Source organism: Ilumatobacteraceae bacterium (assembly GCA_033344875.1).
Taxonomy (GTDB): Bacteria; Actinomycetota; Acidimicrobiia; order Acidimicrobiales; family Ilumatobacteraceae; genus Ilumatobacter.
The window spans coordinates 4134524-4158384 of the sequence record JAWPMO010000001.1 but is presented as its reverse complement, the minus strand read 5'-3'; the positions used below and the strand labels follow the sequence as shown (position 1 = coordinate 4158384).

The 23861-nt window shown below is 68.6% G+C and carries 23 protein-coding genes and 1 tRNA gene; 13 read left to right on the top strand and 11 right to left on the bottom strand.

Translation table 11 applies throughout. The features are described 5' to 3' along the window. Positions 1-291: 291 nt before the first annotated feature. The 3 genes from R8G01_19795 to R8G01_19785 form a co-directional block, all read right to left on the bottom strand. Entirely contained in the window at positions 292-1455 is a 1164-nt protein-coding gene (locus R8G01_19795; protein MDW3216245.1) for a tyrosine-type recombinase/integrase, read from the bottom strand. Positions 1456-1540: 85 nt separating this feature from the next. Next, a tRNA-Arg gene (locus R8G01_19790) sits at positions 1541-1613 on the bottom strand. Positions 1614-1729: 116 nt separating this feature from the next. Continuing rightward, positions 1730-2641, bottom strand: coding sequence for a hypothetical protein (locus R8G01_19785; protein MDW3216244.1), 912 nt, complete (start codon positions 2639-2641; stop codon positions 1730-1732). Positions 2642-2733: 92 nt separating this feature from the next. On the opposite strand from R8G01_19785, the gene R8G01_19780 reads away from it, so the two are divergent. Then, entirely contained in the window at positions 2734-3402 is a 669-nt protein-coding gene (locus R8G01_19780) for a response regulator transcription factor (GenBank protein MDW3216243.1), read from the top strand. Next, positions 3399-5090 (top strand): ATP-binding protein, encoded by a 1692-nt coding sequence (locus R8G01_19775; GenBank protein ID MDW3216242.1) that lies wholly within the window; start codon positions 3399-3401, stop codon positions 5088-5090. The genes R8G01_19780 and R8G01_19775 overlap by 4 nt, the downstream gene beginning before the upstream one ends. 33 nt (positions 5091-5123) lie before the next feature. Here the strand turns inward: R8G01_19775 and R8G01_19770 are convergent, their stop codons facing one another. Then, positions 5124-5456 (bottom strand): pyridoxamine 5'-phosphate oxidase family protein, encoded by a 333-nt coding sequence (locus R8G01_19770; protein ID MDW3216241.1) that lies wholly within the window; start codon positions 5454-5456, stop codon positions 5124-5126. Between the two features lie 104 nt (positions 5457-5560). Here R8G01_19770 and R8G01_19765 point away from each other — a divergent pair, with 104 nt between their 5' ends. Next, positions 5561-6262, top strand: coding sequence for a DM13 domain-containing protein (locus R8G01_19765; GenBank protein MDW3216240.1), 702 nt, complete (start codon positions 5561-5563; stop codon positions 6260-6262). A gap of 18 nt (positions 6263-6280) precedes the next feature. On the opposite strand, the gene R8G01_19760 is transcribed toward R8G01_19765, so the two are convergent. Together R8G01_19760 and R8G01_19755 are read right to left on the bottom strand one after the other, a co-directional pair. Then, positions 6281-7228: an SRPBCC family protein gene (locus tag R8G01_19760; protein ID MDW3216239.1), complete on the bottom strand. Its 948-nt coding sequence runs from the start codon at positions 7226-7228 to the stop codon at positions 6281-6283. Positions 7229-7230: 2 nt separating this feature from the next. Beyond that, complete coding sequence (locus R8G01_19755; protein MDW3216238.1) at positions 7231-7542, bottom strand: helix-turn-helix domain-containing protein; 312 nt, start codon at positions 7540-7542, stop codon at positions 7231-7233. 140 nt (positions 7543-7682) lie between these two features. Here R8G01_19755 and R8G01_19750 point away from each other — a divergent pair, with 140 nt between their 5' ends. Then, positions 7683-8315, top strand: a complete 633-nt coding sequence (locus R8G01_19750; GenBank protein MDW3216237.1) for a peroxiredoxin — start codon at positions 7683-7685, stop codon at positions 8313-8315. Between the two features lie 6 nt (positions 8316-8321). Here the strand turns inward: R8G01_19750 and R8G01_19745 are convergent, their stop codons facing one another. Then, positions 8322-11690 carry an adenylate/guanylate cyclase domain-containing protein gene (locus R8G01_19745; protein ID MDW3216236.1) on the bottom strand — a complete coding sequence of 1123 codons (3369 nt, stop codon included), beginning with the start codon at positions 11688-11690 and terminating at the stop codon, positions 8322-8324. 190 nt (positions 11691-11880) lie between these two features. Between R8G01_19745 and R8G01_19740 the strand changes: the two genes are divergently transcribed. The 4 genes from R8G01_19740 to R8G01_19725 are packed head-to-tail and all read left to right on the top strand — an operon-like array spanning position 11881 to position 16016. Continuing rightward, positions 11881-12636, top strand: a complete 756-nt coding sequence (locus R8G01_19740) for an ABC transporter ATP-binding protein (protein MDW3216235.1) — start codon at positions 11881-11883, stop codon at positions 12634-12636. A gap of 5 nt (positions 12637-12641) precedes the next feature. Beyond that, positions 12642-15191 carry an FtsX-like permease family protein gene (locus R8G01_19735; GenBank protein ID MDW3216234.1) on the top strand — a complete coding sequence of 850 codons (2550 nt, stop codon included), beginning with the start codon at positions 12642-12644 and terminating at the stop codon, positions 15189-15191. A 31-nt stretch (positions 15192-15222) separates the two neighbouring features. Further along, the gene (locus R8G01_19730) at positions 15223-15612 is read left to right on the top strand and encodes a TIGR03618 family F420-dependent PPOX class oxidoreductase (protein MDW3216233.1); all 390 of its coding nucleotides are present in this window, start codon (positions 15223-15225) and stop codon (positions 15610-15612) included. Next, entirely contained in the window at positions 15612-16016 is a 405-nt protein-coding gene (locus R8G01_19725; GenBank protein ID MDW3216232.1) for a DUF3052 domain-containing protein, read from the top strand. The genes R8G01_19730 and R8G01_19725 overlap by 1 nt, the downstream gene beginning before the upstream one ends. 21 nt (positions 16017-16037) lie before the next feature. Here the strand turns inward: R8G01_19725 and R8G01_19720 are convergent, their stop codons facing one another. Together R8G01_19720 and R8G01_19715 are read right to left on the bottom strand one after the other, a co-directional pair. Beyond that, positions 16038-16916, bottom strand: coding sequence for a hypothetical protein (locus R8G01_19720; protein MDW3216231.1), 879 nt, complete (start codon positions 16914-16916; stop codon positions 16038-16040). A gap of 64 nt (positions 16917-16980) precedes the next feature. Continuing rightward, positions 16981-17520 carry an NUDIX hydrolase family protein gene (locus R8G01_19715; protein ID MDW3216230.1) on the bottom strand — a complete coding sequence of 180 codons (540 nt, stop codon included), beginning with the start codon at positions 17518-17520 and terminating at the stop codon, positions 16981-16983. Between the two features lie 141 nt (positions 17521-17661). Between R8G01_19715 and R8G01_19710 the strand changes: the two genes are divergently transcribed. Continuing rightward, on the top strand, positions 17662-18141 hold the full coding sequence (locus tag R8G01_19710; GenBank protein ID MDW3216229.1) for a Dps family protein: 480 nt from the start codon (positions 17662-17664) through the stop codon (positions 18139-18141). Between the two features lie 12 nt (positions 18142-18153). On the opposite strand, the gene R8G01_19705 is transcribed toward R8G01_19710, so the two are convergent. Then, a complete protein-coding gene (locus R8G01_19705) occupies positions 18154-19284 on the bottom strand; it encodes a serine hydrolase domain-containing protein (protein MDW3216228.1) in 1131 nt (376 codons plus the stop codon). 114 nt (positions 19285-19398) lie between these two features. Here R8G01_19705 and R8G01_19700 point away from each other — a divergent pair, with 114 nt between their 5' ends. Genes R8G01_19700 through R8G01_19685 form a run of 4 tightly spaced genes read left to right on the top strand, consistent with a single transcriptional unit; the run spans position 19399 to position 23021 of the window. Then, positions 19399-19935 carry a sigma-70 family RNA polymerase sigma factor gene (locus R8G01_19700; GenBank protein MDW3216227.1) on the top strand — a complete coding sequence of 179 codons (537 nt, stop codon included), beginning with the start codon at positions 19399-19401 and terminating at the stop codon, positions 19933-19935. Then, complete coding sequence (locus tag R8G01_19695) at positions 19932-20942, top strand: VOC family protein (protein ID MDW3216226.1); 1011 nt, start codon at positions 19932-19934, stop codon at positions 20940-20942. The genes R8G01_19700 and R8G01_19695 overlap by 4 nt, the downstream gene beginning before the upstream one ends. A gap of 34 nt (positions 20943-20976) precedes the next feature. Next, entirely contained in the window at positions 20977-21348 is a 372-nt protein-coding gene (locus R8G01_19690; protein ID MDW3216225.1) for a cupin domain-containing protein, read from the top strand. Between the two features lie 35 nt (positions 21349-21383). Next, positions 21384-23021 carry an AMP-binding protein gene (locus R8G01_19685; protein ID MDW3216224.1) on the top strand — a complete coding sequence of 546 codons (1638 nt, stop codon included), beginning with the start codon at positions 21384-21386 and terminating at the stop codon, positions 23019-23021. On the opposite strand, the gene R8G01_19680 is transcribed toward R8G01_19685, so the two are convergent. Beyond that, positions 23007-23861 (bottom strand): AAC(3) family N-acetyltransferase, encoded by an 855-nt coding sequence (locus tag R8G01_19680; protein ID MDW3216223.1) that lies wholly within the window; start codon positions 23859-23861, stop codon positions 23007-23009. The genes R8G01_19685 and R8G01_19680 overlap by 15 nt on opposite strands.

Below are 23861 nucleotides of genomic sequence, written 5' to 3'. Positions count from 1 at the left end.
ATCATCCTCGCTGTTGTGGTCAGCCGTGATGTCAACGCGATTCGCCGTCACTGGTCGGGCCTCCTCGTCGACATCGATCTCGCGGCCACCTGAAGCGCAAAGCCCGGCGGCTCCTCATACGGGGGAGAACGCCGGGCTCACTTCCCTCGTCTACTGACTCGGGCTCCGTCCAGTATGTCCGGATGGAAGTGGAGGGTCAACGTGTCTCACCCGGGCCGAACCTCGCTCACGAGTTGGCGACCAACAACCGTCGGGACGGATCGACTCGTCGATTGTAGATGTGACGTGCTGTCACGATGGTCGATTGATCAGCGCCGCGGCGGCTGCGGCTGCTTCGGCTTGTTGGCCGGGCATGACGTGGCCGTAGGTGTCGAGGGTGAAGCTGACCGAGGAGTGACCGAGGCGCTCGCTGACGACCTTCACGTTGACGCCCGCCATCAAGAGATGCGTGGCATGCGTGTGGCGCAGGTCGTGGAGCCTGATCACCGAGAGGTCCACTGCGTCGACGAGCCGACGGAACGCCTGGCCGACAGAGTTGGGACGTAACGGCTCGCCGATCTCGTTCGTGAACACGCGGTCGCTCGCCGTCGCCGAGACACCGAGCATGAGGAACTGTTCCCGCTGGCGTGCACGATGCCGCTGCAGCATCGACACCGTGTCGGGATCGAGATCGATCACGCGGCGGCTTCGACGGGTCTTGGGCACGGCGACCACCTCATCGCCGTCGATCACGGTGGCCGCCTGGTTCACCGTCAACCGATGACCCGACAGCTCGACGTCGGACCATCGCAGCGCGACGACCTCGCCACGGCGGATCCCGGTCATCGCCATCAACCGGAACAGCATCTCGTTGCGGTTGCCTTCGATCGAGGCGAGGAACCTCGCCAGCTCGTCGGGCAACCACACCCGCATCTCGGGCCCCTTCGCCCGCGCCGTCGTCAACGTCGGTGCGTTGGCGAGCTTGGCGACGTTGCGGATCACGAGCCCCTTGCGCTCGGCGTCGTGCAGCATCTTGTTCATCGCCGCGTGCACGTGGTGCACTGTCGTCATCGACAGGCCCTGACCACGCCGGCCACCCGAGCGGAGCAGTTCTGCGTACAGCGCGTCGAGGTCGGACGCACGCAACTCCTGCAGCGCGACGTCGCCAAGTCGCGGCAGCACGTACGCATCGAGCGACCTGCGGTAGCCGCGCAGCGTCGTCGGCTTGCGCCCTTGGTTCTCGAGCGCCGCGAGCCACGGTTCGACGAAGTCGCGCAACGGCATCCTGCTCGGCGCGACGAACGTCCCCGTCTGGTGGGCGGCGAGCAGCTCGGTGAGCGCGGCCTGCGCCTCCTTCTTCGTGCGGAAGGAGCGCTTGGATTGGCGCCGCTTGCCGCCCTCCTGCCAGGTGGCGTGGGCGACCCACGACGACGCCCCCGACGGCGTCTCACGGCGGTAGATCGTCCCGCTGGCCACGAAATCACGTTACCACGGCGTTACCACGAGGGGTAGTGGCCGTTCGGCGCTCGATGCACACCGCCATCTACCAGGTGTTTTACAGCGCCCCAGGCAGGGATCGAACCTGCGACGCACGGTTTAGGAAACCGATGCTCTATCCACTGAGCTACTGGGGCATCGATCGCGCCGGACGCGACCGGTGGCCACGATATCCGGCGGTCGGGCGGTGGTGTTCCCCCGTGTCGGCGTCGAGCCCGTGGAAGACCGCTCCCCGAGGGAGCTGCCCAGCAGCTCAGTTGCCGAGTACCTCGTCGATGCACGACTCGATCGCCTCGACGTCGAGCGATTCGAGGCGGGGCCAGCCGTCGAAGACGTCGTCGTCGAAGTGCTGGAAGAAGTCGTCATCGAAGAGCTCATCGAACTGCTCGTCGTCGAAGAGTTCGCCGAACCGTCCTGAGCCCTGCTCGAAGATCCGGCCGAACTCACCGAACAGATCATCGAGATCGTCGACCTGCGCATCACCCTCGGTCGAAATCGTCACCTCGCCGTCGTCCGACGTGACGGTGACGGATCCGTTGTCGCCGAGGTCGACGACCGACACGCCGTCGGGTCCGACGATCGTGACGCTTCCTCCGTCGAGGTCGAAGCCGCCGAGGTCGGTCGGCCAGTCCTGCTCCAGCCAGTCCCCCTCCAGATCGTCGAGGGCATCGAGCGGCAGGTCATCGAAGAGCCGACCCAGATCGAGCGGGAAGTCGCCCGGACCGAACTCCCCGAACGGGGAATCCGGGTCGAACGAGGGCAACCCGGCACACTCGGTCAGATCGGTGATCCGGTCGGTGCCGAGTTCACCGAGGTCGATGACGACGGGCTCGCCGTCGCCGACGTCGATCACGATCTCGCCGTCCGTCGATCCCGACGGTTCGGCCGGATCGTCACCCGAACCGTCGTCGGCCGGTTCACCCGTCGGATCCTCGACCGGGTCATCGGGCGGCGCGATCGTGTCGTCGGGTTCGTCCTGGGCCGCTGCGGCCAGATCGGGCCGGTCGGCCGACGCGAACTGACTCACGCCGGCGACGCCGGCGCCGACGAGACCGAGGGTCACGACGGCGACGAGCGCCGTCCGTCCACGCCGCGACCGCTCGGGCGCATGCGGCCCGTCGACGGAGACGGGATCACCGGATGGTGGCAGATCGAACGGATTCATGCGCCCATCATGCCGAACGCTCCTGAGGCGAAGCTGAGTGCGCGGCCGGAGCACCGTCGAGCGCCGTTCGTCACACCCGGCAGACTGTGGAGGTGCGCATCCTGGTGGTCGACGACGAGGTACGGCTCGCCCGCTCGGTCGCCCGCGCGCTCCACGCAGAGGGGTTCGACACCGACGTCGTCCACGACGGACTCGACGCGGCATGGCAGGCCACCGAAGTCGACTACGACGCAATCATCCTCGACATCATGCTCCCGGGCAAGAACGGCTACGAGGTCTGTCGCGACCTCCGGGCCGACGGCAACACGACCCCGATCCTGATGCTCACGGCCAAGGTCGGCGAGTACGACGAGGCCGAGGCACTCGACCTCGGCGCCGACGACTATCTCCGGAAACCGTTCTCGCTGGTCGTGCTGATCGCGCGTCTGCGCGCACTCCTCCGCCGGGGTGGAGCCGGTGGCGGCGACGACCTGGTGGTCGGCGACCTGAGAATCGATCCACGGCAGCTCGCCTGCCGTCTCGCCGACGGGCGCCGCATCGATTTCACACCCCGCGAGTTCGCAGTCCTCGAGTACCTCGCACGGCGGGCCCCCGACGTCGTGGCGAAGCAGTCGCTCGTCGACAGCGTGTGGGGATTCGACTTCGAAGGGGACCCCAACATCGCCGAGGTCTACATCGGCTACCTCCGCCGCAAGTTGGGACGGTCCGCCGTCCGCACGGTCCGCAACGTCGGGTACCAGCTCACGGGAACCGTCACATGATCGGGTCGGTCCGTGGCCGGCTCACCGTCGCCGCGATGCTCGTCGTCGGTGCCGTCGCGGTGGCGGCCGCCCTCCTCGCACCGCGGTCGGTCGAGCGGGCACTCATCGACGATCGGCTCGACGCCGAGGTCCCGGCCGAGGTCGCGACGCTCGAGAGCCGCGTGGTCGTGACCACCTCGACCGGTGACGAGCTCGGGTCGCCACAGCTGACGACGCTTTTTGGACCCGACATCGCCGATCTCGCCGCGTCCCTCGACGACGTCGGCGCCCTCGACCGCCTCCGGTCGTTCCGCGCCGACGGGTCCCTGGTCGTCGTCCCGGTCACCGGCGTCGTCGGCCAGGTCGACGCCGATGGACGGGTCCGGGTCGACAACGGCACTGCGGCGAGCACCGACGGCCCCGTCATCACCGGCGCCCGCCTGCAACAGCTCGCCGACGTGCTCAACCCGACCTCGGTGTTCGGCTCGCCGTACGACATCTTCGCCGACGGCGGCACCTCGCTCGACGACTTCCTCACCGATCTGCAAGACCGCTTCGACGCCGACCTCGGCCCGCTGCTCGACCTCGGCGACCTCGGCGACTTCGGCGAGTTCGGCGACCTCGAGTCGATCGGCGACGAACTGTTCTCCGACGACTTCCTGCGCGACCTACAACGCAACGTGCTCGACCCACCCGGGGCCGACGGCACGGATCGGCTCGGTCGGCCACAGCGCACGGTCGACCACTTCGTGTTCGGCACCCGCGACGTCGACGGCGTCGATGTCATCGTGGCGGCATCGACCGACGGGATCGACCGAACGGTCGAACGCCTGCGATCCGCGATCTGGATCGCGGTCCCGTTCGCGATGTTGCTCACCGGGCTCGTCACCTGGCTGCTCGCCGGCCGTGCCCTCCGTCCCGTCCGTGCGATCACCGACCAGACGGGACGGATCCGGACGGGCACCCTCCACGAACGTGTGCCCGTGCCCGCTTCGAACGACGAGATCTCGGCGCTGGCGACCGAGATGAACGACATGCTCGATCGCCTCCACCACGACGACCGTCGACGCCGACAGTTCGTGGCCGACGCCTCGCACGAACTCCGTTCGCCGATCGCGTCGATCCACACGCAGGCCGAAGTCGTCCTCGCCCACACCGACGACGGCGACGCTCGCGATCTCGCGGCCGGGGTACTCGCGGAGTCCGAGCGACTCGGCACGATCGTCGACGACCTCCTCGCGCTCGCCCGACACGACGAGACGCTCGCCCCGCCCGGCGCCATCGTCGATCTCGACGACATCGTGATCACGGCGGCGGCACGTCCACGGCGGGTCCCGATCGAGACGCGCCAGGTGTCCGGTGGCCAGGTACGCGGGCGGCCCGACGAACTCGCACGGGCCGTCAGCCACTTGCTCGACAACGCCGCACGCCACGCCACCTCCACGGTCAAGGTGTCGCTCGCCACGATCCACGACCGGGTCGAACTCACCGTCGACGACGACGGCCCCGGCGTCGCCCCACGAGACCGCGAGCGGATCTTCGAGCGCTTCGTCCGACTCGACGAGGCACGGATTCGCGACGAGGGCGGCGCCGGACTCGGACTCGCGGTCGTCGCCACCGTCGTCACCGCCGCCGGAGGTTCGATCTCGGTCGAGACCAGCGACCTGGGCGGCGCCCGTTTCGTCGCCGCCTTCCCCCGCCCGACGTGAACCCCGATGCCGGTCGGCACCCCGCGCGGCCCGTCAGGGAGCGGCGCGGTGGCGCACGGCCCAGGTGGGCGTGACCTCGACGGTCGGGCCCTCGACCGCGGCCGTGCCGTCGACGACGAGGCTCATGCCGTCGGAATGCGGCATCGGCGGGAACACGAGCGTCACGTTCGGCCGCTCTGCCGCGTTACGGCACGCGCGGCCGCCGCCGGCTTCGAAGCGCAGCACGTGGTCGGCACCCGACCCCACGACGTCGGGACGCAGCGCCAGGAGGTGCGGCCGCTCGCCTTCCGACACCGTGAGCAGGTAGCAGAACCCCCGGCGCCCGATCTCGCCGGCCAGTTCGTCAAGGGGCACCTCGATGCTCATGAGCCCACCGTAGCGACGGCGAGATGTGTCGGATCTCGAAACGAGTCGTGAACACGTCCACAAACCGGAACATTCCGGAACGTTCCGGCGGCCAGGCCGGTTCCATGACCATGATGTCGTTCATCCGCAAACACCCCATCGGTGTCGGTGCCTCCGCCGTCGCCCTCGTCGCCGGACTGGCGTGGCTCGCATTCGGGTTCTTCGGCGTCCACACGCTGTTCGTCGACGACGTGGTCGACGAAGCCGGCCCCGTCTTCGACGCCGCCCCCGTGTCGGCGGCTCCGGCCGCCGCCCTCCCGGCGGCCGACTCGAGCCCGACGACCACACCACCGCCGAGCACCGACGCACCCGACACCGGGTCGGCGAGCGAGACGCCCGCCACCGCGAGCTCCCCGGCGCCGGAGGTCACCGCTGCGCCGACGACACCGCCAACGACACCACCAACGACACCACCGACCACCGTCGCATCGGTCCCGGAGATCGTGACCGAGTACGTCGGGACGTTCGAGAGCGATGCGCACCCGACCTCCGGAGACGCACTCGTCCTCGGCAACGGAACCGGTCAGCGTTTCCTGCGGTTCGAGAACTTCGCGACCGACAACGGGCCGGACCTGAACGTCTACCTGGTCAACAGTTCGACCGGCGACGTGTCGGACTACATCGATCTCGGCGACCTGACGGGCAACATCGGCGACCAGAACTACGAGATCCCCGCCGACGTCGACCTCGATGTCTACGACGAGGTCGTCATCTGGTGTGTGCGTTTCGGTGTCGGTTTCGGTGACGCACGCCTGATGACCGCCTGACTCGCTCGGGCGCCACGCTCAGCGCTCGAGCCCGAACCACGGTTCGGACGCCAGATCGCCCTGGTAGATCGACCGGTCCTGCTCGTCGGCTACGTCCGTGGCAGCCGCGAGCCGGTACGAGCCGGCCGCCTCGTCCAACCGGCCGAGACACGCGAGCGCTCGGGCGCGAGCTTCGTGTACGTAGCCGTGATCAAAATCGGCCGCAGCGGAACCCGCCCGCTCGAGGAATCCGGCGCTGCGCTCCGCGTGGTGGAGCGCGACCTCACCGTGGCCGAGCACCGCGTGCGATCGCGACACCAGCCACGACGCACGAGCCATGTTGACGGCGGTGCTCCCGGTCGCCCGCTTCCAGTGGTACGCCGCTGCGTAGGCACGCTGGAGCAACTCATCGGCGTCGTCGCCGCCGTGCTCGCGCCCGTCGAGCAGCTCCCAGACCGAGTTGTTGGCGGTCACGGCCTGTGCACGATGCCAGTTGCCCTCGATCTCGGCGACGCTCGCGTCACCGTCCGCGTCGTCGACGGCGGGCAACGCTTCACCGGTCTCGAGCAGCGACTTGAGACTGTCGATCACACCGACCCACCCGAGCTTCACGTGCGCCCACGTCTTCGGGCTGAGCGCGAGGTCGGCGTGCCGGAGGGTGACCCGGGTGACCGAGCCGTCGTCGTTGGCCGGCGTCAGCGTCCACTCGACGCGCCCCGGCGGTTCGGCCGCCATCTCCGCGTCGTAGTTCACGTGCCAGGTGATGACGAGCCGATGGGGCGGTTCGAACGTCTCGACGACACCGTCGACCGCCAGCGCCTCGCCGTCGACGATCAGGTTGCGGAACGGTGCGCCCGGCTCGAACGTCGACTCGAACCGTGTGCCGTGGAAGTAGCGCACCGTGTCGTCCGGGTCGGTCAGGGCTTGCCACACCCGCTCACGCGGGGCCCGGATGAAGATCTCGTAGAGGTGTGCCGTTGCGGCCATCGTCATGCTCCTTCGGCTCGGTCGCGCAGGGCGAGCAGCCCGGCGACCACGGGCTGGCGATAGGGGGCGATCCACCGGTCGTGGACCTCGCGAATGGGGACGGGGTTGAGGTGGTGGTGCTTGGATCGACCGGAACGCTCGACCAGCACGAGATGGGCGTCTTCGAGCACCCGCAGGTGCTTCATCACGCCGAACCGGGTCATGTCGGGCAACACCTCGCACAACTCGCCCAGCGACTGCCCATCGCGCTCGCGGAGGGCGTCGAGCAGCGCTCGCCGTCCTTCGTCCGCAAGCGCTTTGAACACGTCGTCCATCGAGGCCCAACATAGGTGACTCATTGGTCACATGTCAATGAGCTCAAAACCCGAGTGACTATGTCGGGTATTGCGTGGTTACAGTGGACGGCGCGCAACGCGCGACCAACCGCAACACAACGATCGACAGGGAGAACGACATGGCCATCCGATTGGGCGACACCGCACCCGACTTCACCGCCCCGACCACCCAGGGCGAGATCAGCTTCCACGAGTGGCTCGGCGACTCGTGGGGTGTGCTGTTCAGCCACCCCAAGGACTTCACCCCGGTGTGCACGACCGAGCTCGGCTACGTCGCCCGCATCAAGCCCGAGTTCGACAAGCGCAACGTCAAGGTGATCGGCCTCTCGGTCGACCCCGTCGACTCGCACGAGCGATGGGAAGGCGACATCGAGGAGACGCAGGGCACCGCCGTCAACTTCCCGATGATCGGTGACCCCGACCGCAAGGTCGCCGACCTCTACGACATGATCCACCCGAACGCCAACGACACGCTGACCGTGCGCTCCGTGTTCGTGATCGGCGCCGACAAGAAGGTCAAGCTCACGCTCACCTACCCGGCGTCGACCGGGCGCAACTTCGACGAGATCCTCCGCGTGATCGACTCGCTGCAGCTCACCGCCGAGAAGAAGGTCGCCACCCCGGCCAACTGGAAGAACGGCGACAACGTGATCATCGTCCCCGCGCTCTCGAACGAAGAGGCGAAGGAACTGTTCCCCGACGGCTGGGACGAGCAGAAGCCGTACCTGCGGGTCACCAAGCAGCCGAGCTGACCCTGCTCAGGCCACGTCGCCCGGCACGACCGCCGCGGCGACGTCGGCCCAGCCACCGAACGGCGCCATCCGCTCGCGTTCGACACCGTGGCCGAGCCGGGCGAGCACGTCGGCCGTGTATGCCGCGAGCACGACGTCCTCCATGCCGGCCACGGCGTCGGTGAGTTCGGCCCGGCGTCGCTCGGCTTCGGCCCCGTACGACACCGCGGCGCCGGCGACCCTCGCGACACCGAGATCCCAGTAACTGACCGCGTCCATCGCCTCGACCGCGCTCACGTCGGCGAGCGACCGCTCCCGATCCCCCATCACCGCGTACGCCGTCGCCCGAGCAGCGAGCGCGAAGGGTGACCGATCGACGTCGACCTCGAGGAGTTGCACGAGTGTGCCGTCGACGTCGCCGGCGAGGAGCCGACCGAAGGCGGTGATGACCCGGCCCTCGTCGACGTTGGCACCGGTCGTGTCGAGCCGACCGACCGCCTCGGCGGCGTACTCGGCGGCACGCTCACCGTCACCCTGGTGCATCGACGTGCCGGCAGCGGCGATCAGCGGGTACGCCAACTCGCCGAAGGAGCCCGACAGCGCCAGGATCTCCTCGACCGAACGGTCGGCCTCGGCACGGTGACCGAGCGCCACGTAGACCCGATTGAGCGTGCCGAGTGCCTGCACCATGCCGAACCGGTCGTCGATCCGCCGGAACCCGGCGAGCGACCCTTCGGCCCGGCGGCGCGCCTCGTCGAGTTCACCGCGCCAGAGCCACACGCTGGCCTGGAGGTTGCGCATCATCGAACTACCCCACTCGTCGCCCCACCGCTTCGCGTCGGCCAACACCTCTCCGGCCAACTCGAGCGCCTCGTCGTCACGTCGGGTGAAGTGGTGCACGTAACCGAGCAGGCCGAGCGACCACGCCTTGCCGGCGCGGTCCTCGAGTTCGGTGAACGCCTGGATCGCGTGGCGGAGCCGGCGCTCGGACTCGCCGTGGTCACCGGACAGAAACGACACCCAGGCCCGGTGCTGGTACACCCAAGCCGTGCCCCGCGCGTCGTCGAGACCGACGAAGAGTCGCTCCGCCTCGTCGAGGAACCGATCGGCGTCGGAGAGCGACCCGCCGAACACCTCGGCGAATCCCCTGGCGCGCAACGCTTCGGCGAGACGAGCCTCGTCACCGATGCTGCGGAACTCGGCGACCGACGCCGTCAGGTTCTGGCGAGCTGCGACCAGTTCGCCGTCGGTCTGGTCGATCGTGCCGAGCAGGCGCGCCGCTTCGCCACGGAGCACACGGTCGTCGGTCTCGTCGGCGTACACGGCCAACTCGCTCGCACGGCGGCGGGCCGGACGCATGTCGTGCAGGTCGACCAGCGACTCGACCCTGAGCAGCAGGAGATCTCGATGCACCTCCTCCTCGGCGGTGCCGAGCCGCAGCGCTCGGTCGACCAGGCCGAGCGCACGGCGGTGAGCACCCTGTTCGGACCATCGCTTCGCCGCCAAGAGCAGCAGCCGAGCGGCCTCGACCCCGATGCTGTCGGGCACCTCATGGATCGCACCCAGTTCCTCGCTCAACTCGGCCGCCGTCGCCGCATGATGTGCCCGCCGGTCGACCAGGGTCGGTTCGAACGAGGCCAGGAAGCGCGCGACGCCGGCGTGGCGCTGCGCCCGGATCTGCTTGGTCAGCGTCTGGTAGGCGACCTCGCGAACGACGTCGCTGCGGAACTGCCAGCGCGATCCCTGCCGCACCATCAACCCGTGCGACTCGATGCCGTCGAGATCGTCGTCGTCGAACTCCTGCCCCAACTCGCCGGCGAACTCGCGCAGCGAGGTGACCCGGCCCTGGTTCCCGAGAATGGCGGCGTTGTCGAGCATCTGACGCTGTGCGCTGGTCAACTGGTCGAGCCGTGCCGCGATGAGCGCCCGCAGCGAGCCGGGCAGCGTCTCGCCACTCGGATCGTCGGACGACGCGGCCAGGCGGGCCAGCTCGATCAGGAACAGCGGGTTGCCGCCACTGCGAGTCGAGATCCGCTCGACCATCGCATCGGGCAGCTGCTTGCCCGCCGCGTGCGTCACGAGTGCCGCCGACTCCTCGGGATTCAGCGCTTCGAGCGACAGGTGCATGGTCAGCGCCGGGTCGACCGGTGGCGGCCAATCACCCATGCCCTGGTCGTCGGGGCGGCAGGTAGTCACGATCAACACCGGGAGCCCCGCCAACTGACGGGCGACCGATTCGAGCAGGTCGACCAGCAGCGGGGCCGCCCACTGCAGATCGTCGACCCACACGACCACCGGGCCCTTCTGGGCACGCCGACGCAGCGCGTCGACGATCCCGGCCACCACCGCGTCGCGCAGGCCGGCCGGACCGAGCGCGTCGAGACCCGACGGCTGGCCCAGCAGATGCATCACCAACTCGACCGTTCGGTCGAACTCGTGGGTGCCCGGCGCGTACTCACCGCCCGTTTCGACCCGGCGGACGATCCGACGACGCGACGTCTCGGCCGACTCGTTGCGGTCGAATCCGAGTCTCGCCATCAACGATCCGGTCACCGGCCACCACACGTTGGTCTCGCCGTACGGCGCGCATGCCCCTTCGAGTACGAAGGTCTCGGGGTGGTCTGCGAGGAGAACGGTGATCCCCTCCTGGACGAGCCGCGACTTGCCGATGCCCGCCTCGCCCGCGATCGACACGATCGCACTCCGCCCCGCGACGACGCTCGAGAGCATCGCCCGCAGCATCCCCACCTCGCCGGTTCGTCCGACGAAGGCCACGTCGGAGAGCCAGCGGCGACGCACCGTGGCGGTCTCGACCGCCACGGCACGCCAGACCGCCGTCTGTTGCTCGCGGCCACGGAGTTGGATCGAGTCGGCGTCGATGAACCTGATCGTCGGACTGCACAGCTCCCGCGTGGCGGCGCCGACGAGCACGGCGCCCGGCGGTGCGGCTTCCTGCAGCCGCGCTGCCGTGTTGACGACGTCGCCCATCGCCGTGTAGTCGCTGCCGGCGAGCGAGCCGACCAGCACCTCGCCGGTGTTGATCCCGATCCGCATGCGCACGGCGTCGGCCGGGTTGCTCTGGCGGAACTCGCGCAGCGATCCCTGCATCGCGAGTCCGGCCCGAACCGCTCGATCGGCGTCGTCCTCGTGCGCGACCGGCGCCCCGAACATCGCGACGATCGCGTCGCCGAGCACCTTGTCGACGACACCGCCGTGTTGCTCGACGTCGCGCAAGAGTTGTTCGAAGATCCGGTCGACGAGCCGCTTGACCGACTCCGGGTCGCGATGCTCGGAGAGCGCGGTGAACCCGACGAGGTCGGCGAAGAGCACCGTGACGATCCGTCGCTCCTCGAGCACCGCCGCCGTCGTAGCTGCCGACTCCGGCTGCTGCGGCACCCCACACGACGGACAGAAACGCGCGCCGTCGGGAACGGTTTCCGAGCAAGAGGGACACTGCAGCAAGGACGCCGATGGTACCCCTCCGCCCAGCGTCCGTGGGACGGGGAACCCACCTCGTCCGAAAGGCCGACACCGAATCATCCTGCGGTCTGATGTCGCTGCGACACCCGGAGCGTAGACAGGGGGCATGACCGAAACCGCGCCCCCGACATCCGCGCTCACCGCCGCTGCCGGCGCCTCCAGCGCCCGCAAGACCTACGGAACCGGCGATGCCGCCGTCCACGCCCTCGACGACGTGTCGATCGCGTTCGAGCCCGGTCGGTTCACGGCCATCATGGGCCCATCGGGCAGCGGCAAGTCGACGCTGCTCCACTGCCTGGCCGGCCTCGACTCGCTCACCAGCGGGTCCGTGTTCATCGGCGACACCCAACTCTCCGATCTCAACGATCGGCAGCTCACCGAGCTGCGGCGTACGCAGGTCGGGTTCGTGTTCCAGGCCTTCAACCTGGTTCCCACACTGACCGCCCGCGAGAACATCGTGCTGCCGATGATGCTCGGCGGCGACTCAGGCGACGAGGCGTGGATCGACCGCGTGATCGCGACCGTCGGTCTCGGCGATCGGCTCAAGCACCGGCCGAGCGAACTGTCCGGCGGTCAGCAGCAGCGGGTCGCCGTTGCTCGCGCCCTGGCGAGTCGCCCCACGATCATCTTCGCCGACGAACCGACCGGCAACCTCGATTCCAACTCGGGTGCGGAGATCCTGAACTTCATGCGTTCGGCCGTCGACGACTTCGGGCAGACCATCGTCATGGTCACGCACGACCCCTACGCCGCCGCGTACGCCGACCGAGCGGTCTTCCTCGCCGACGGCCGCATCGTCCACGACATGCCCAAACCGACCGCTGAGAGCATCATCGACCGCATGCTGCAGATCGGACACTGATCACGATGATCGGAACACTCGCACGCAAATCCTTGCGCGCCCGATTGGGCCGCAACATCTTCATCGGGCTCGCGATCCTGCTCGGGGTCTCCTTCGTCTCCGGCTCGTTCGTGCTGGCCGACAGCATGAAGGCAACGTTCGACAACCTCTTCTCCGACCTCAACGAAGACGTCGACCTCGTGGTTCGCAACGAACTCATCGGCGTCGACGAGACCGAGGCGGTCCGCGACCCGGTCGCTGCCGACCTCGTCGACCAGGTCGCTGCGGTCGACGGTGTCGCGCTCGTCCAGGGCAGTGTGAATCGTTACGCCCAGATGCTCGACCAGGACGGCGACCCGATCCCGACCAACGGCGCACCCGCGCTCGGTCTCTCGTGGGGCGGCGAGAGCGCGCTCGACGGCGTGGTCCTCAAAGACGGCCGTGCGCCGCAGGGCCCCGACGAGGTGGCGATCGACAAGGCAACGGCCGACCGGGTCGACTACGCGATCGATGACGAGATCTCGATCGTCTTCGACACCGGCCAACGGTCGTTCACGATCGTCGGCTTCGTCGGCCTCGGCGACAGCGACGGCTTCGGCGGGGCCACGACGTCCCTGTTCGACCCCGACTCGGCACAAGAGATCCTCAACGCCGGGGGCACGGTCGACACGATCGAGATCGCGATCGACGACGGTGCCGACGTCGCCACGGTGCAGGCCGCCATCGAACAGATGCTCCCCGCCCGCACCGAGGTCGTCACGGGCCAGCAGGTCGCCGACGAGGCGTCCGACGGCATCAACAGCATCATCGACGTGTTCGGCACCGGTCTGCTCGTCTTCGCATTCGTCACCGCGTTCGTCTCGGCGTTCATCATCAACAACATCTACGGCATCACGATCGGACAGCGTCTGCGCGAGCTGGCGCTCCTCCGCTCGATCGGCGCGAACGCCAAGCAGGTCCGGCGACTCATCGTCGTCGAAGCACTCGTCGTCTCGGTCGTTGCCACGATCGTCGGGATCTTCGGTGGCTTCCTCGTAGCACAGGGCATCATCGGCATCTTCAACGCTGCCGGTGCCGGGTTCCCCGACATCGCGATGAAGCTGCTGCCACGCACGATCGTGTTCGCCACGATCGTCGGTGTCGGGGTGACGCTGGTGTCGGTCATCGTGCCGGCCCGTCGCGCCTCGAAGATCCCGCCGGTCGCCGCGATGCGGCCGGAGATGGGGTTCACGGCCCTCGCCGCCAGCCGTCGACTCGTCGGCGGCGCCGTCGTGACCGGCGTCGGCGTCGTGCTCTTCCTGATCGGGCTCTTCCTCCGCCCCGGCGGCGGTGTGGGCCTGGCGGCGTTCGCCGGCATCGGGGCGCTGATGACGTTCCTCGGCGTGACGAGCCTGTCGACCACGGTCGCTCGCCCGGTCAGCGCGGCGATCGGCGCGCCGATCCAACTGCGGTTCGGCGCTCCCGGCAAGCTCGCCCGCGACAATGCCATGCGTTCCCCGCGCCGCACCGCGCGCACAGCCTCGGCGCTGATGATCGGCGTGGCGCTGATCAGCGCGGCCGCGGTGTTCGCATCGTCGCTGCGCGACACGTTCGGGCGCATCCTCGACCGGTCGATCACCGCCGACTACATCGTGACCGACGAGTCGTTCCAGGGACTTCCGCCCGGCGTCGCCTCCGGGATGGCAGCGTTGCCGGAACTCGGTGCCGTGTCACCGTTCCGGTTCATCTCCGGCACCGTCGACGACGGCAGCGAAGGCTTCACAGCCATCGACCCGGTGGCCTTCCCACAACTCGCCGACCTCGACGTCACCGATGGCGGTTTCGACGGCCTGGCTTCGGGTCGTGGGGTGATGGTGCTCGACACCAAGGCCGACGACTACGGCCTCGCAGTCGGCGACAGCATCGACATCACCTACCAGAACGGCAAGTCGTCCACGCTCACCGTTTCGGGCATCTTCGACGACAACTCGCTCGGCGGGAGTTGGTACATCTCGATCGACGAACTCGAGTCGGTGACCGACCAGGCCCCGCGCGACCAGTTCGTGCTCGCCCGGCTCGCCGACGGCGTCGACCTCGAAGCCGCACGGACCGCCGTGCAAGAGTCGGTCGCCGAGTTCCCCCAGGCCAAGGTGCAGGACAACTCCGAGTTCCGCGCCGAGCAGGAGGGTCAGATCAACCAGCTGCTGGTGGTCATCACGACGCTGCTCGGCATGGCGATCCTGATCTCGTTCCTCGGCATCGCGATCACCCTCGCACTGTCGGTGTTCGAGCGCACTCGTGAGATCGGACTGCTCCGGGCCGTCGGCATGAGCCGTCGTCAGCTGCGACGGGCGGTGCGCTGGGAGGCCGTGATCGTGGCCGTGTTCGGCGTCGTCGTCGGCCTCGTGGTGGGCACGTTGATGGGCACCGCGCTCAGCATCGCCGTGCCCGACAACGTGATCGACGGAGTCACCATGCCGTGGGGCACGATCGTGATCGTGCTGTTCGGAGCCGTGGTCGCCGCCGTGGTCGCCGCGATCTACCCGGCCCGCAAGGCGGCCCGGATGAACGTGCTCGACGCGATCTCCTCCGAGTGACAGGTCGGTCGCCATCGGCCACACTGGGCCGATGGCGATCGACCTCGACCACCCCGGCGACGACGTGCTCGGCTTTCTCACCGACCGGCACCTCGCCACGCTCACGACGCTTCGAGCCGACGGGTCGCCCCACGTGGTGCCCGTCGGCTTCGGCTACTCGCACGACGAACGCGTCGTACGGATCATCACCTTCGCCGGATCGCAGAAGGTGGTCAACGCCGAGCGCGGCGGGCGGGCCGCCGTCAGTCAGGTCGACGGCGGCCGCTGGCTCACGCTCGAGGGCGAGTGCCGCGTCGTCACCGACGTCGACCGGGTCGCCACCGCCGTCACCGCGTACACCGAGCGCTACCAGGCCCCGCGCGAACGTGACGACCGAGTCGCGATCGAGATCCGGGTCGACCGAATGCTGGGACGAGCCTGATGGCCGGCTACTCGAGGACCCCGCTGCCGAAGAAGCTGGGGATCACCGACGGCACACGTTTCGCCACCAAGCACGCCCCCGACGGATTCGCCGAGACGCTCGGCGAACTCCCGTCATCGGCCGAATGGCGCACGCAGGTGCGACCCGGCCTCGACGTGGTCGTGGCCTTCTACACGAAGCGCTCGAAGATGATCGCCGACTTCTCGAAGCTCACTGCAGCGGTGGCGCCGAACGGCACCGTCTGGCTCGCCTGGCCCAAGAAGGCCAGCAAGGTACCGACCGACATCACCGAGGACGTGTTGCGCGACGAGTTCCTCCCGACCGGCTGGGTCGACAACAAGGTGTGCGCGATCGACGAGATGTGGAGCGGCCTGCGGTTCGCGCTCCGTCGCGAGCTCCGCTGACGGTGCGGCGACGACCGACGCTCAGTTGGTGTCGCGGATGCGCCAGGGCAGTTCGTTGAGGTACTTCACGGCCGCCGGGTGCGGGTCCATGTCTCGCACCTCGGGCGGCAATCGGCGATCGAGCCGAACCTGGCAGCCCGGGCACCAGTAGAGCATGCGACCACTCCTGCCGACCGGTTGCGCCTCGATGGTCTCGTGGCAGCGGATGCACCCCTGCCCGTTGCGGCCGTAGACGGCGAGACCGGCGCTCGTGTACTGCGTGGTGGCACGGCGAACCCGGCCCTGGTTGACACGGACCATCTTCGCCGCCGTGCTGACGATCAACATCGCATCGTGATGGGTCAGATCGCTGATGTGTGCCCACGGGCTGAGCTCGGCGGCCCAGAGCACCTCGCACCGGTACACGTTGCCGACGCCCTGCATCACGTGCTGGTCGACCATCACGTCACGCAACCGAGCCTCGCGTTCGGGGTACGACAACAGCAGGTCGACGGCCTCGCTCGGGTCGGCGACGCGGGTCAGATCGGGGCCGAGACGCCCTCGCCCGGGGTGGCGTTGCCGGTCGGGCTGACGGTAGGTCTCGACGTTGGGAGCGTCGAAACACACGGCGACGAACTCGTCGGTCTGGATCGATGCGCGCAGCTGTTCCCACGACCGGCGCCAGGGCGATCCCTTGCGGTAGACGTGCCACTCGCTCTTGCCCTTGAGGTGGGTGTCGAGCACGATCCCGTCGTCCCACATCACCTCGAGGTGGCGGCCGCGCGCCTCGATGGTCTCGACCATCCGGCCGGCCTGCGGCACGGGCCCGATCAGTTTCGGGGCGTCGAACCTCAGCATCGGGTGCCCGATCAGCGCGGTCCTCATGGCGCTGGCGGTGCGAGCGATGTCTGCCACCGGCATGAGGGGAAAGGGTACGCGGCATCAGGCACCCACGGGTGGATACTGCTCCGGGCGTCAGGTGCGGTTACGGGAGTTGGCCGACGTGCGCGAGCGCGAGACGCAACAGGCGGTCCTGGCCACCGGTCATCTGTCCGATCACGTCGGGTGTGCACACTTCGGACGGCGTGAACCAGTGGAGGTCGAGCGCCTCCTGAGTCGGCTCGCAGTCGCCGTCGACCGGCACGATGAACACCAGGCTGACCGCGTGCTGTCGCGGGTCGTGGAACCCACTGACGTCGGGATCGGGGAAGTACTCGGCGACCGTGAACGGGGCGGTCGCGGGCGGGATCTGCGGCAGCGCCAGCGGCCCGAGGTCCTTCTCGCAGTGGCGCATCAGCGCGTCACGCACCCGTTCGCCGTACTTGACGCGGCCGCTGACGATCAGCCGACTGATCGTGCCGTCGGGCGCCTGACGGAGCAGCAGTCCGATCTCGGTGACGTGGCCGAGCCCGTCGACCCGGACCGGAATCGCCTCCACGTACACGATCGGCAGTTGGGCGCGCACCTGCTCGAGATCGTCGTCGGACAGCCAGGTGTTGTCGGTCGCGGTGTCGATGTCGCTCACGGTGCGACATCTTCCCAGATCAGGACCCTCCAGACCCGAATTGCGATGAGATCGGAACAACCCGATCGGGTGTCCGGTTGTACTGTTTGTCCGCACAATTCCTGGCGAACGACTCGTTCGGAACGACAGAGAGGCACTTCCATGAGTGACGCAATGCAGATCGACATCGGTATCAGCGACGCCGACCGGACCGAGATCGCGGCAGGGCTCTCCAAGGTCCTGGCCGACTCCTACACGCTGTACTTGAAGACGCACAACTACCACTGGAACGTCGTCGGCCCGATGTTCAACACCCTCCACCTCATGTTCGAGACCCAGTACAACGAGCTGGCGCTGGCGGTCGACGAGGTGGCGGAACGGATCCGGGCGCTCGGCGCACCGGCACCGGCCACGTATCGCGAGTTCGCCGAGCTGTCGTCGATCGAGGAAGACGACGACCGTCCCGACGCCCAGGAGATGATCCGACGGCTGGTCAAGGGCCACGAGGCGACCGCGCGAACGGCACGCTCGATGTTCGACGTCGTCGAGCGGGCGAGCGATGAGCCCACGGCCGACCTGCTCACCCAGCGGTTGCAGGTCCACGAGAAGACCGCGTGGATGCTCCGCAGCATGCTCGCCTGACGCAGATCGCGATCAGGTGCCGAACACCTCGGTGGCGAGGTCGATGCCTCGTGTGTCGCCGAGCAGGCCTTCGTCCATCCGGTTCATCACGTAGGCGAAGCTGATCCTGCGGTCCACGTCGCAGATGATCGACGACCCACCCCAGCCACCCCAGTAGGCATAGTTGCCCTCGGGCAGGTACGGAACCGCCTCGGAGTGCAGTGCATACCCCATGCCGAATCGCACCGGGAGTCCGAGCACCTGATCGACGCCGTGCGCCTGCTCCCGGAAGATCTGCCGGATCGTCTCGGCCGACAGCAACTCGACGTCGCCGACGGTGCCGCCGTTGGCGATCACCGCCTGGATCCGAGCGACCGAGCGGGCGTTGCCGTGGCCGTTCGCCGCGCCGATGCAGGCCTGGCGCCACTCGTCGGTCCACGCGACGTCAGCCGCGGGAGCCGGACCGGTGAAGGTCTTCACCAGCACGCTGTCGGGGTCGAGTTGCGTCATGTCCATCGGCAACGGTGGCGGCGGGATCACGTTGGACACACGCCCGAACTCGCTCGGGTCGAGCCCGATGTGGAAGTCGGCATCGAGCGGGCCAGCGATCTCCTCGGCGAAGAAGTCGCCGAGCATGCGGCCGTCGATGCGGCGGATCACCTCGCCGATCAGGTGGCCCTGGTTGAGGGCGTGGTAGCCCGACGCCGTGCCCGGCTCCCACCACGGTTCCTGCTCGGCGAGCATCGCGGTCGACTTGTCCCAGTCGTAGATGTCGTCGACGGTGACCGGCCGCATCCAGGCGCTCACCCCCGACGTGTGGCCCATCAGATGGCGCACTTCGACGTCGGCCTTGCCGTTCTGGGCGAATTCGGGCCAGTAGGTCGCCACCTTCTCGTCGAAGTCGAGCAGTCCGCGTTCGACGAGCAGCAGCGCGCTCAGGAAGGTCATCGTCTTCGTCGTCGACCAGACGTTGGTGATCGTGTCGCGCTCCCACGGGATGGTTCTGGCCTCGTCGGACCAGCCGCCCCAGATGTCGACGACCGTTTCACCCTCGACCGTCACGCTGACGGACGCACCGACGTCCTTCCCGCTGTCGATGCTCGCGCCGAGCAGCTCGCTCAACCGGTCGTACGACTCGTCTGCGGTGCCGTGGATCTCTGCCATTCCGTCAGTGTCGTCGCGCCGAACACCCCCGGACGACTCCGGGCGGGGTTCCGTCGCCGAGAAAATTTTGCGTCGGACCCGTTGGAGTTCCGTGACCTGTGACGATGGAGGGGTATGGGCCTGCCGGCGAGCGACGACGACCACGGGGACGACCTCCTCGCGATCTACGACGACGCGCTCCCCCAGGTGTACGGGTACCTCCTCCACCGGTGCCGGAACTCGACGGTCGCGGAGGACATCACGGCCGAGACCTTCATGGCCGCCGTCGAGTCGATCCGACGGGGCGCGGTCGCCGCGGTCACCACGGCGTGGCTCGTCGGCATCGCCAGACACAAACTCGTCGATCACTGGCGCCGGGTCGAGCGCGACACCCGCAATCTGCAGGCGGTCGACGCCCCACCCGACGACGATGACCCGTGGGAGGCCGAACTCGACGGTTTCGCCGCCCGCGATGCTCTCGAACGTCTCGGTTCGCATCACCGGGCTGCACTCACGTTGCGCTACGTCGACGATCTCGACGTCCAGCGGGTCGCGGCGATGCTCGATCGAACCGTCCACGCCACCGAGGCGCTCCTGGTCCGTGCCCGGCGCGCGTTCCGCGAGGTCTACGAATCCCTCCACCCCGACGACACCGAGGAGGTCGCACGATGACCGCCTTCGACGCACTCCGACACGACGACGAGCCCGTCGCCCCGAACCGGCGCTTCGCCGAACAGCTTCGAGCTCGGGTGACCGCCGCGCTCGCACCCGAGATCGAACTTCCCGAGAGGACACCTGCCATGACCGACACGTCCACCACCCCGACCGCCGGCGCCACCACGGCGAGTGCGACCGCCGCATCACCGGCGAACACGCTGGTGCCCTACCTCAGCGTTCATGACGCCGCCGCGGCGATGGACTGGTACCAGGTCGTGTTCGAAGCGACCGAACTCGTCCGCTACGTCGGCGACGACGGCCGCATCGGTCACGGCGAACTCGACGTCGGCGGGGCCAAGATCATGCTCGCCGACGAGTACCCGGACTACGGGGCGGTCAGCCCGCGCACGGTCGGCGGGTCGCCGGTCAAGCTCAACCTCCAGGTCCCCGACGTCGACGCGGTCTGGGCACGCGCGCTCGCCAACGGTGCCGATGCGCAGCGCCCACCGGAGACCCAGCCGTACGGACACCGGGCATGTGCCTTCGGCGATCCGTACGGGCACCAGTGGATGGTGCAGACCGAGGTCGCCGACCCGTCGAACGAGGAGATCGCCGAGGGCTTCGGCGGGGCGTTCGAGGTCGTCACGCCCGACACCGCAGACGCCGCAGCCGGTGGCGCTCCGGTCGAGGTCGGCTACCTCACGATCCCGTTCGACGACACCGCCACGGCCCGTGCGTTCTACGGATCGCTGTTCGGGTGGGTCACCGAGGACGGCCACGCGGGCGACCAATACGCCCACATCTCCAACACGAAGCTGCCGATGGGCATGACGCCCGGCGGCGTCGACGCACCGGCCCACCTGTACTTCCGGGTCGACGACGCCGACGCGATGGCCGACCGGGTCGTCGAGCTCGACGGGCGGATCGTCGAGCGGTCCGGCTCCGACTCCGGCATCAGCATCGACTGCGTCGACGACCAGGGTCGAGCGTTCACGCTCTGGCAGCCGGCCCCCGGTTACTGAACGGACCCGCCGACACATGACGACGGGGAACCGCATGCGACCGATCGACCTCACCGACACCTACCTGCATCTCGAGCGCGGCCCGGGGCTGAACGTGCTCGAGATCGACGAGCACTTCTGGCCGACGATCGACGAGCGCACCGACCTCGAAGACGGCCGGCTCGTGATGGCGACGCCGGTCACGGCCGACTGGTCCAACTGGGAGATGCACCCGGATGGTGACGAGGTGATCCTCGTCACCGACGGAGCCGTTCGAATCCACACCGAGGCCGGCGATCCCGTCGTCGTGCGGGCACCCGAACTCGTCGTGATGCCGGCCGGCACGTGGCACACGATGGACGTCGTCGAGCCGGCGCGGGTGATCACGATCACCTGGGGCGCCGGGACCCGGCACCGGGATCGCTGAAAAAGCGACACGAAGAACTGTCCTACGCTCCGGCGATGGAGATGCACTTCGCCACCGTGTGGGAATCGATCGCCGACGTCGTCCCCGACGCCCCGGCAGCGACCAACGGAGAGCACACGCTCACCTGGTCGACGTACGACGACCAGGCCGCGCGACTGGCGGCGGCGTACACGTCGGCCGGTCTCGGGCCCGACGCCAAGGTGGCGCTCTATCTGTACAACGGCAACGAGTACCTGGTCGCGCAGTACGGCGCGTTCAAGATGCGCGGCGTTCCGGTCAACGTCAACTACCGGTACCTCGACGAGGAACTGCGGTACCTGATCGACAACTCCGACGCCGAGGCGATCGTGTTCCACACCTCCCTCGGCGATCGCGTCGCGCGCGTCGTCGACCGGCTTCCCGACCTGAAGCTGCTCATCGCAGTCGACGACGGTCCGGCACCGGCCGGCGAAGGGGTCGAGGGGGCGATGTCGTTCCGCGACGCCGTCGCCGGACACGACCCGATGCCTCGGATCACCCGTCGGGAAGACGACGTGTACATGCTCTACACCGGCGGCACGACCGGTCTGCCGAAGGGAGTCATGTACGCGATGGGTGACATCTCGGGCGGGCTCTGCACGATCGGGTTCCAGGGCCTCGGCCTGCCGGTGCCCGACTCGGCCGACGACGTGCCGCAGATCGTGCGCGACCTCCACGGGCGCTGCGACGCCTCGGTGTCGATCACCGGAGCACCGCTGATGCACGGCACCGGGCTGTGGCTCGGCGCCTGCATCCACCACTTCGCGGGCGGACACGTGATCACGCTGACCAACCGCAGCCTCGACGCCGACGAGATGCTCACGGCGATGCAGCGGCACCACGTCACCCACAACACGATCGTCGGCGACTCGTTCTCCAAGCCGATCATCGCCGCGATCGACGCCGCGATCGAGCGCGGCGAGCCCTACGACACGTCCGACCTGAAGATGATGCTCTCGTCCGGCGTGATGTGGACCACCGAGGTGAAGGAGGCACTCCTCGATCGCATCCCGCAGGCGATCCTGTTCGACGCGATCGGTTCGAGCGAGGGTTCGATGGGCAACCAGGTCACGATGCGCGGCCTCGCCACCGAGACCGCCAAGTTCGCGATGAATCCGAACACGAAGGTCTTCAAGGACGACGACACCGAGGTCACCCCCGGTTCGGACGAGGTCGGCATGGTCGCCGCCGGCGGGATGATCCCGATCGGGTACTACAAGGACCCGGACAAGTCGGCCCGCACGTTCCGCACGATCGGAGGGCTCCGCTACTCGTTCCCCGGCGACTTCGCCCGGGTCGCGGCCGACGGCACGCTGATCCTCCTCGGGCGCGGCAGCCAGGTGATCAACTCGGGCGGCGAGAAGATCTTCCCGGAGGAGGTCGAGGAAGCCGTCAAACGGGTCGACGGCGTCGTCGACTGCCTCGTGGTCGGCATCGACGACGACAAGTTCGGTCAGGCGGTCACCGCGGTCGCCTCGCTCGCCGAGGATGCCTCCGTGAGTGAGGCCGATGTGATCGCGTCGGTCAAATCGGAACTGGCGCACTTCAAGGCGCCGAAGCGCGTCGTGTTCGTCGCGACGGTGCCCCGGGCACCCAACGGCAAGGCCGACTACCGAACCGCGCGCGACCTCGCCACCGAATCAACCGCGGGCTGACCGGTCGCCTGCGCCGCCGACCGTCATCCAGGTGCGGTGCTCGTCCATCCATCCCGTGGCGAAGTCCACGAGGTCGCGCGAGCGCATGAGCCGCCCGACGCCTGCACCGACCGACCCCGAACGTTCGTGGCCGGCGGAACGGAACGCGCCGCCGAGCGTGTCGAAATCGTTCGGGTCGTCGACGAGGCAGTCGTACACCACCCATCGGCGTTCACCGTCGACCGTGACCGGCGACGACTGCCGCCGGGTCAGCGCATCCGGCGGGGCCGACCGCCGCTCCGCGAGGTGCAGCGACGTGTTGTTGCCGTGACCGACTCCGAGCAGGAGGACGCTGCCGTCGAGCTCGTACAGACGCGCCTGCGGTGAATGATCGCCGAGCCCGTCGGGAAGCCGGTGATCGGCGACCACGAATCCGGCGTTCGGGCCCACGGCGGCCGCCGACACCGTGGGATGGTCGCTCCGGACGACACCGGGCACGTGCCGGAAGCACTCCACGATGGCCCCCATCGATCGCGTCGGCGTGAGCAACGGGTCGTAGGCCGGCATCGCCGCTCGGATCTCGTCGCACCAGTCGGTCGGCACCGGCGGGTTCGTCCAACCCGCCGGATCGGTCAGGTCGGTGGAGTGGGTCGGCATGACCATCGTGCCGGCCGGCCCGAGCACGTCGAGCAACGCCAGCACCACAGCATGGGCGCCTCCCGCCACGAACCCGAGGTGCGACAGCGACGCGTGGACCATCAGGGTCATCCCGGGCTCGACGCCGATCGCACGAAGGTCACCGGCCAGCGACGACCGCGTCGACGGGCTCGCCGTTCGGCCGATCACGTCGCTCTCTCCCAC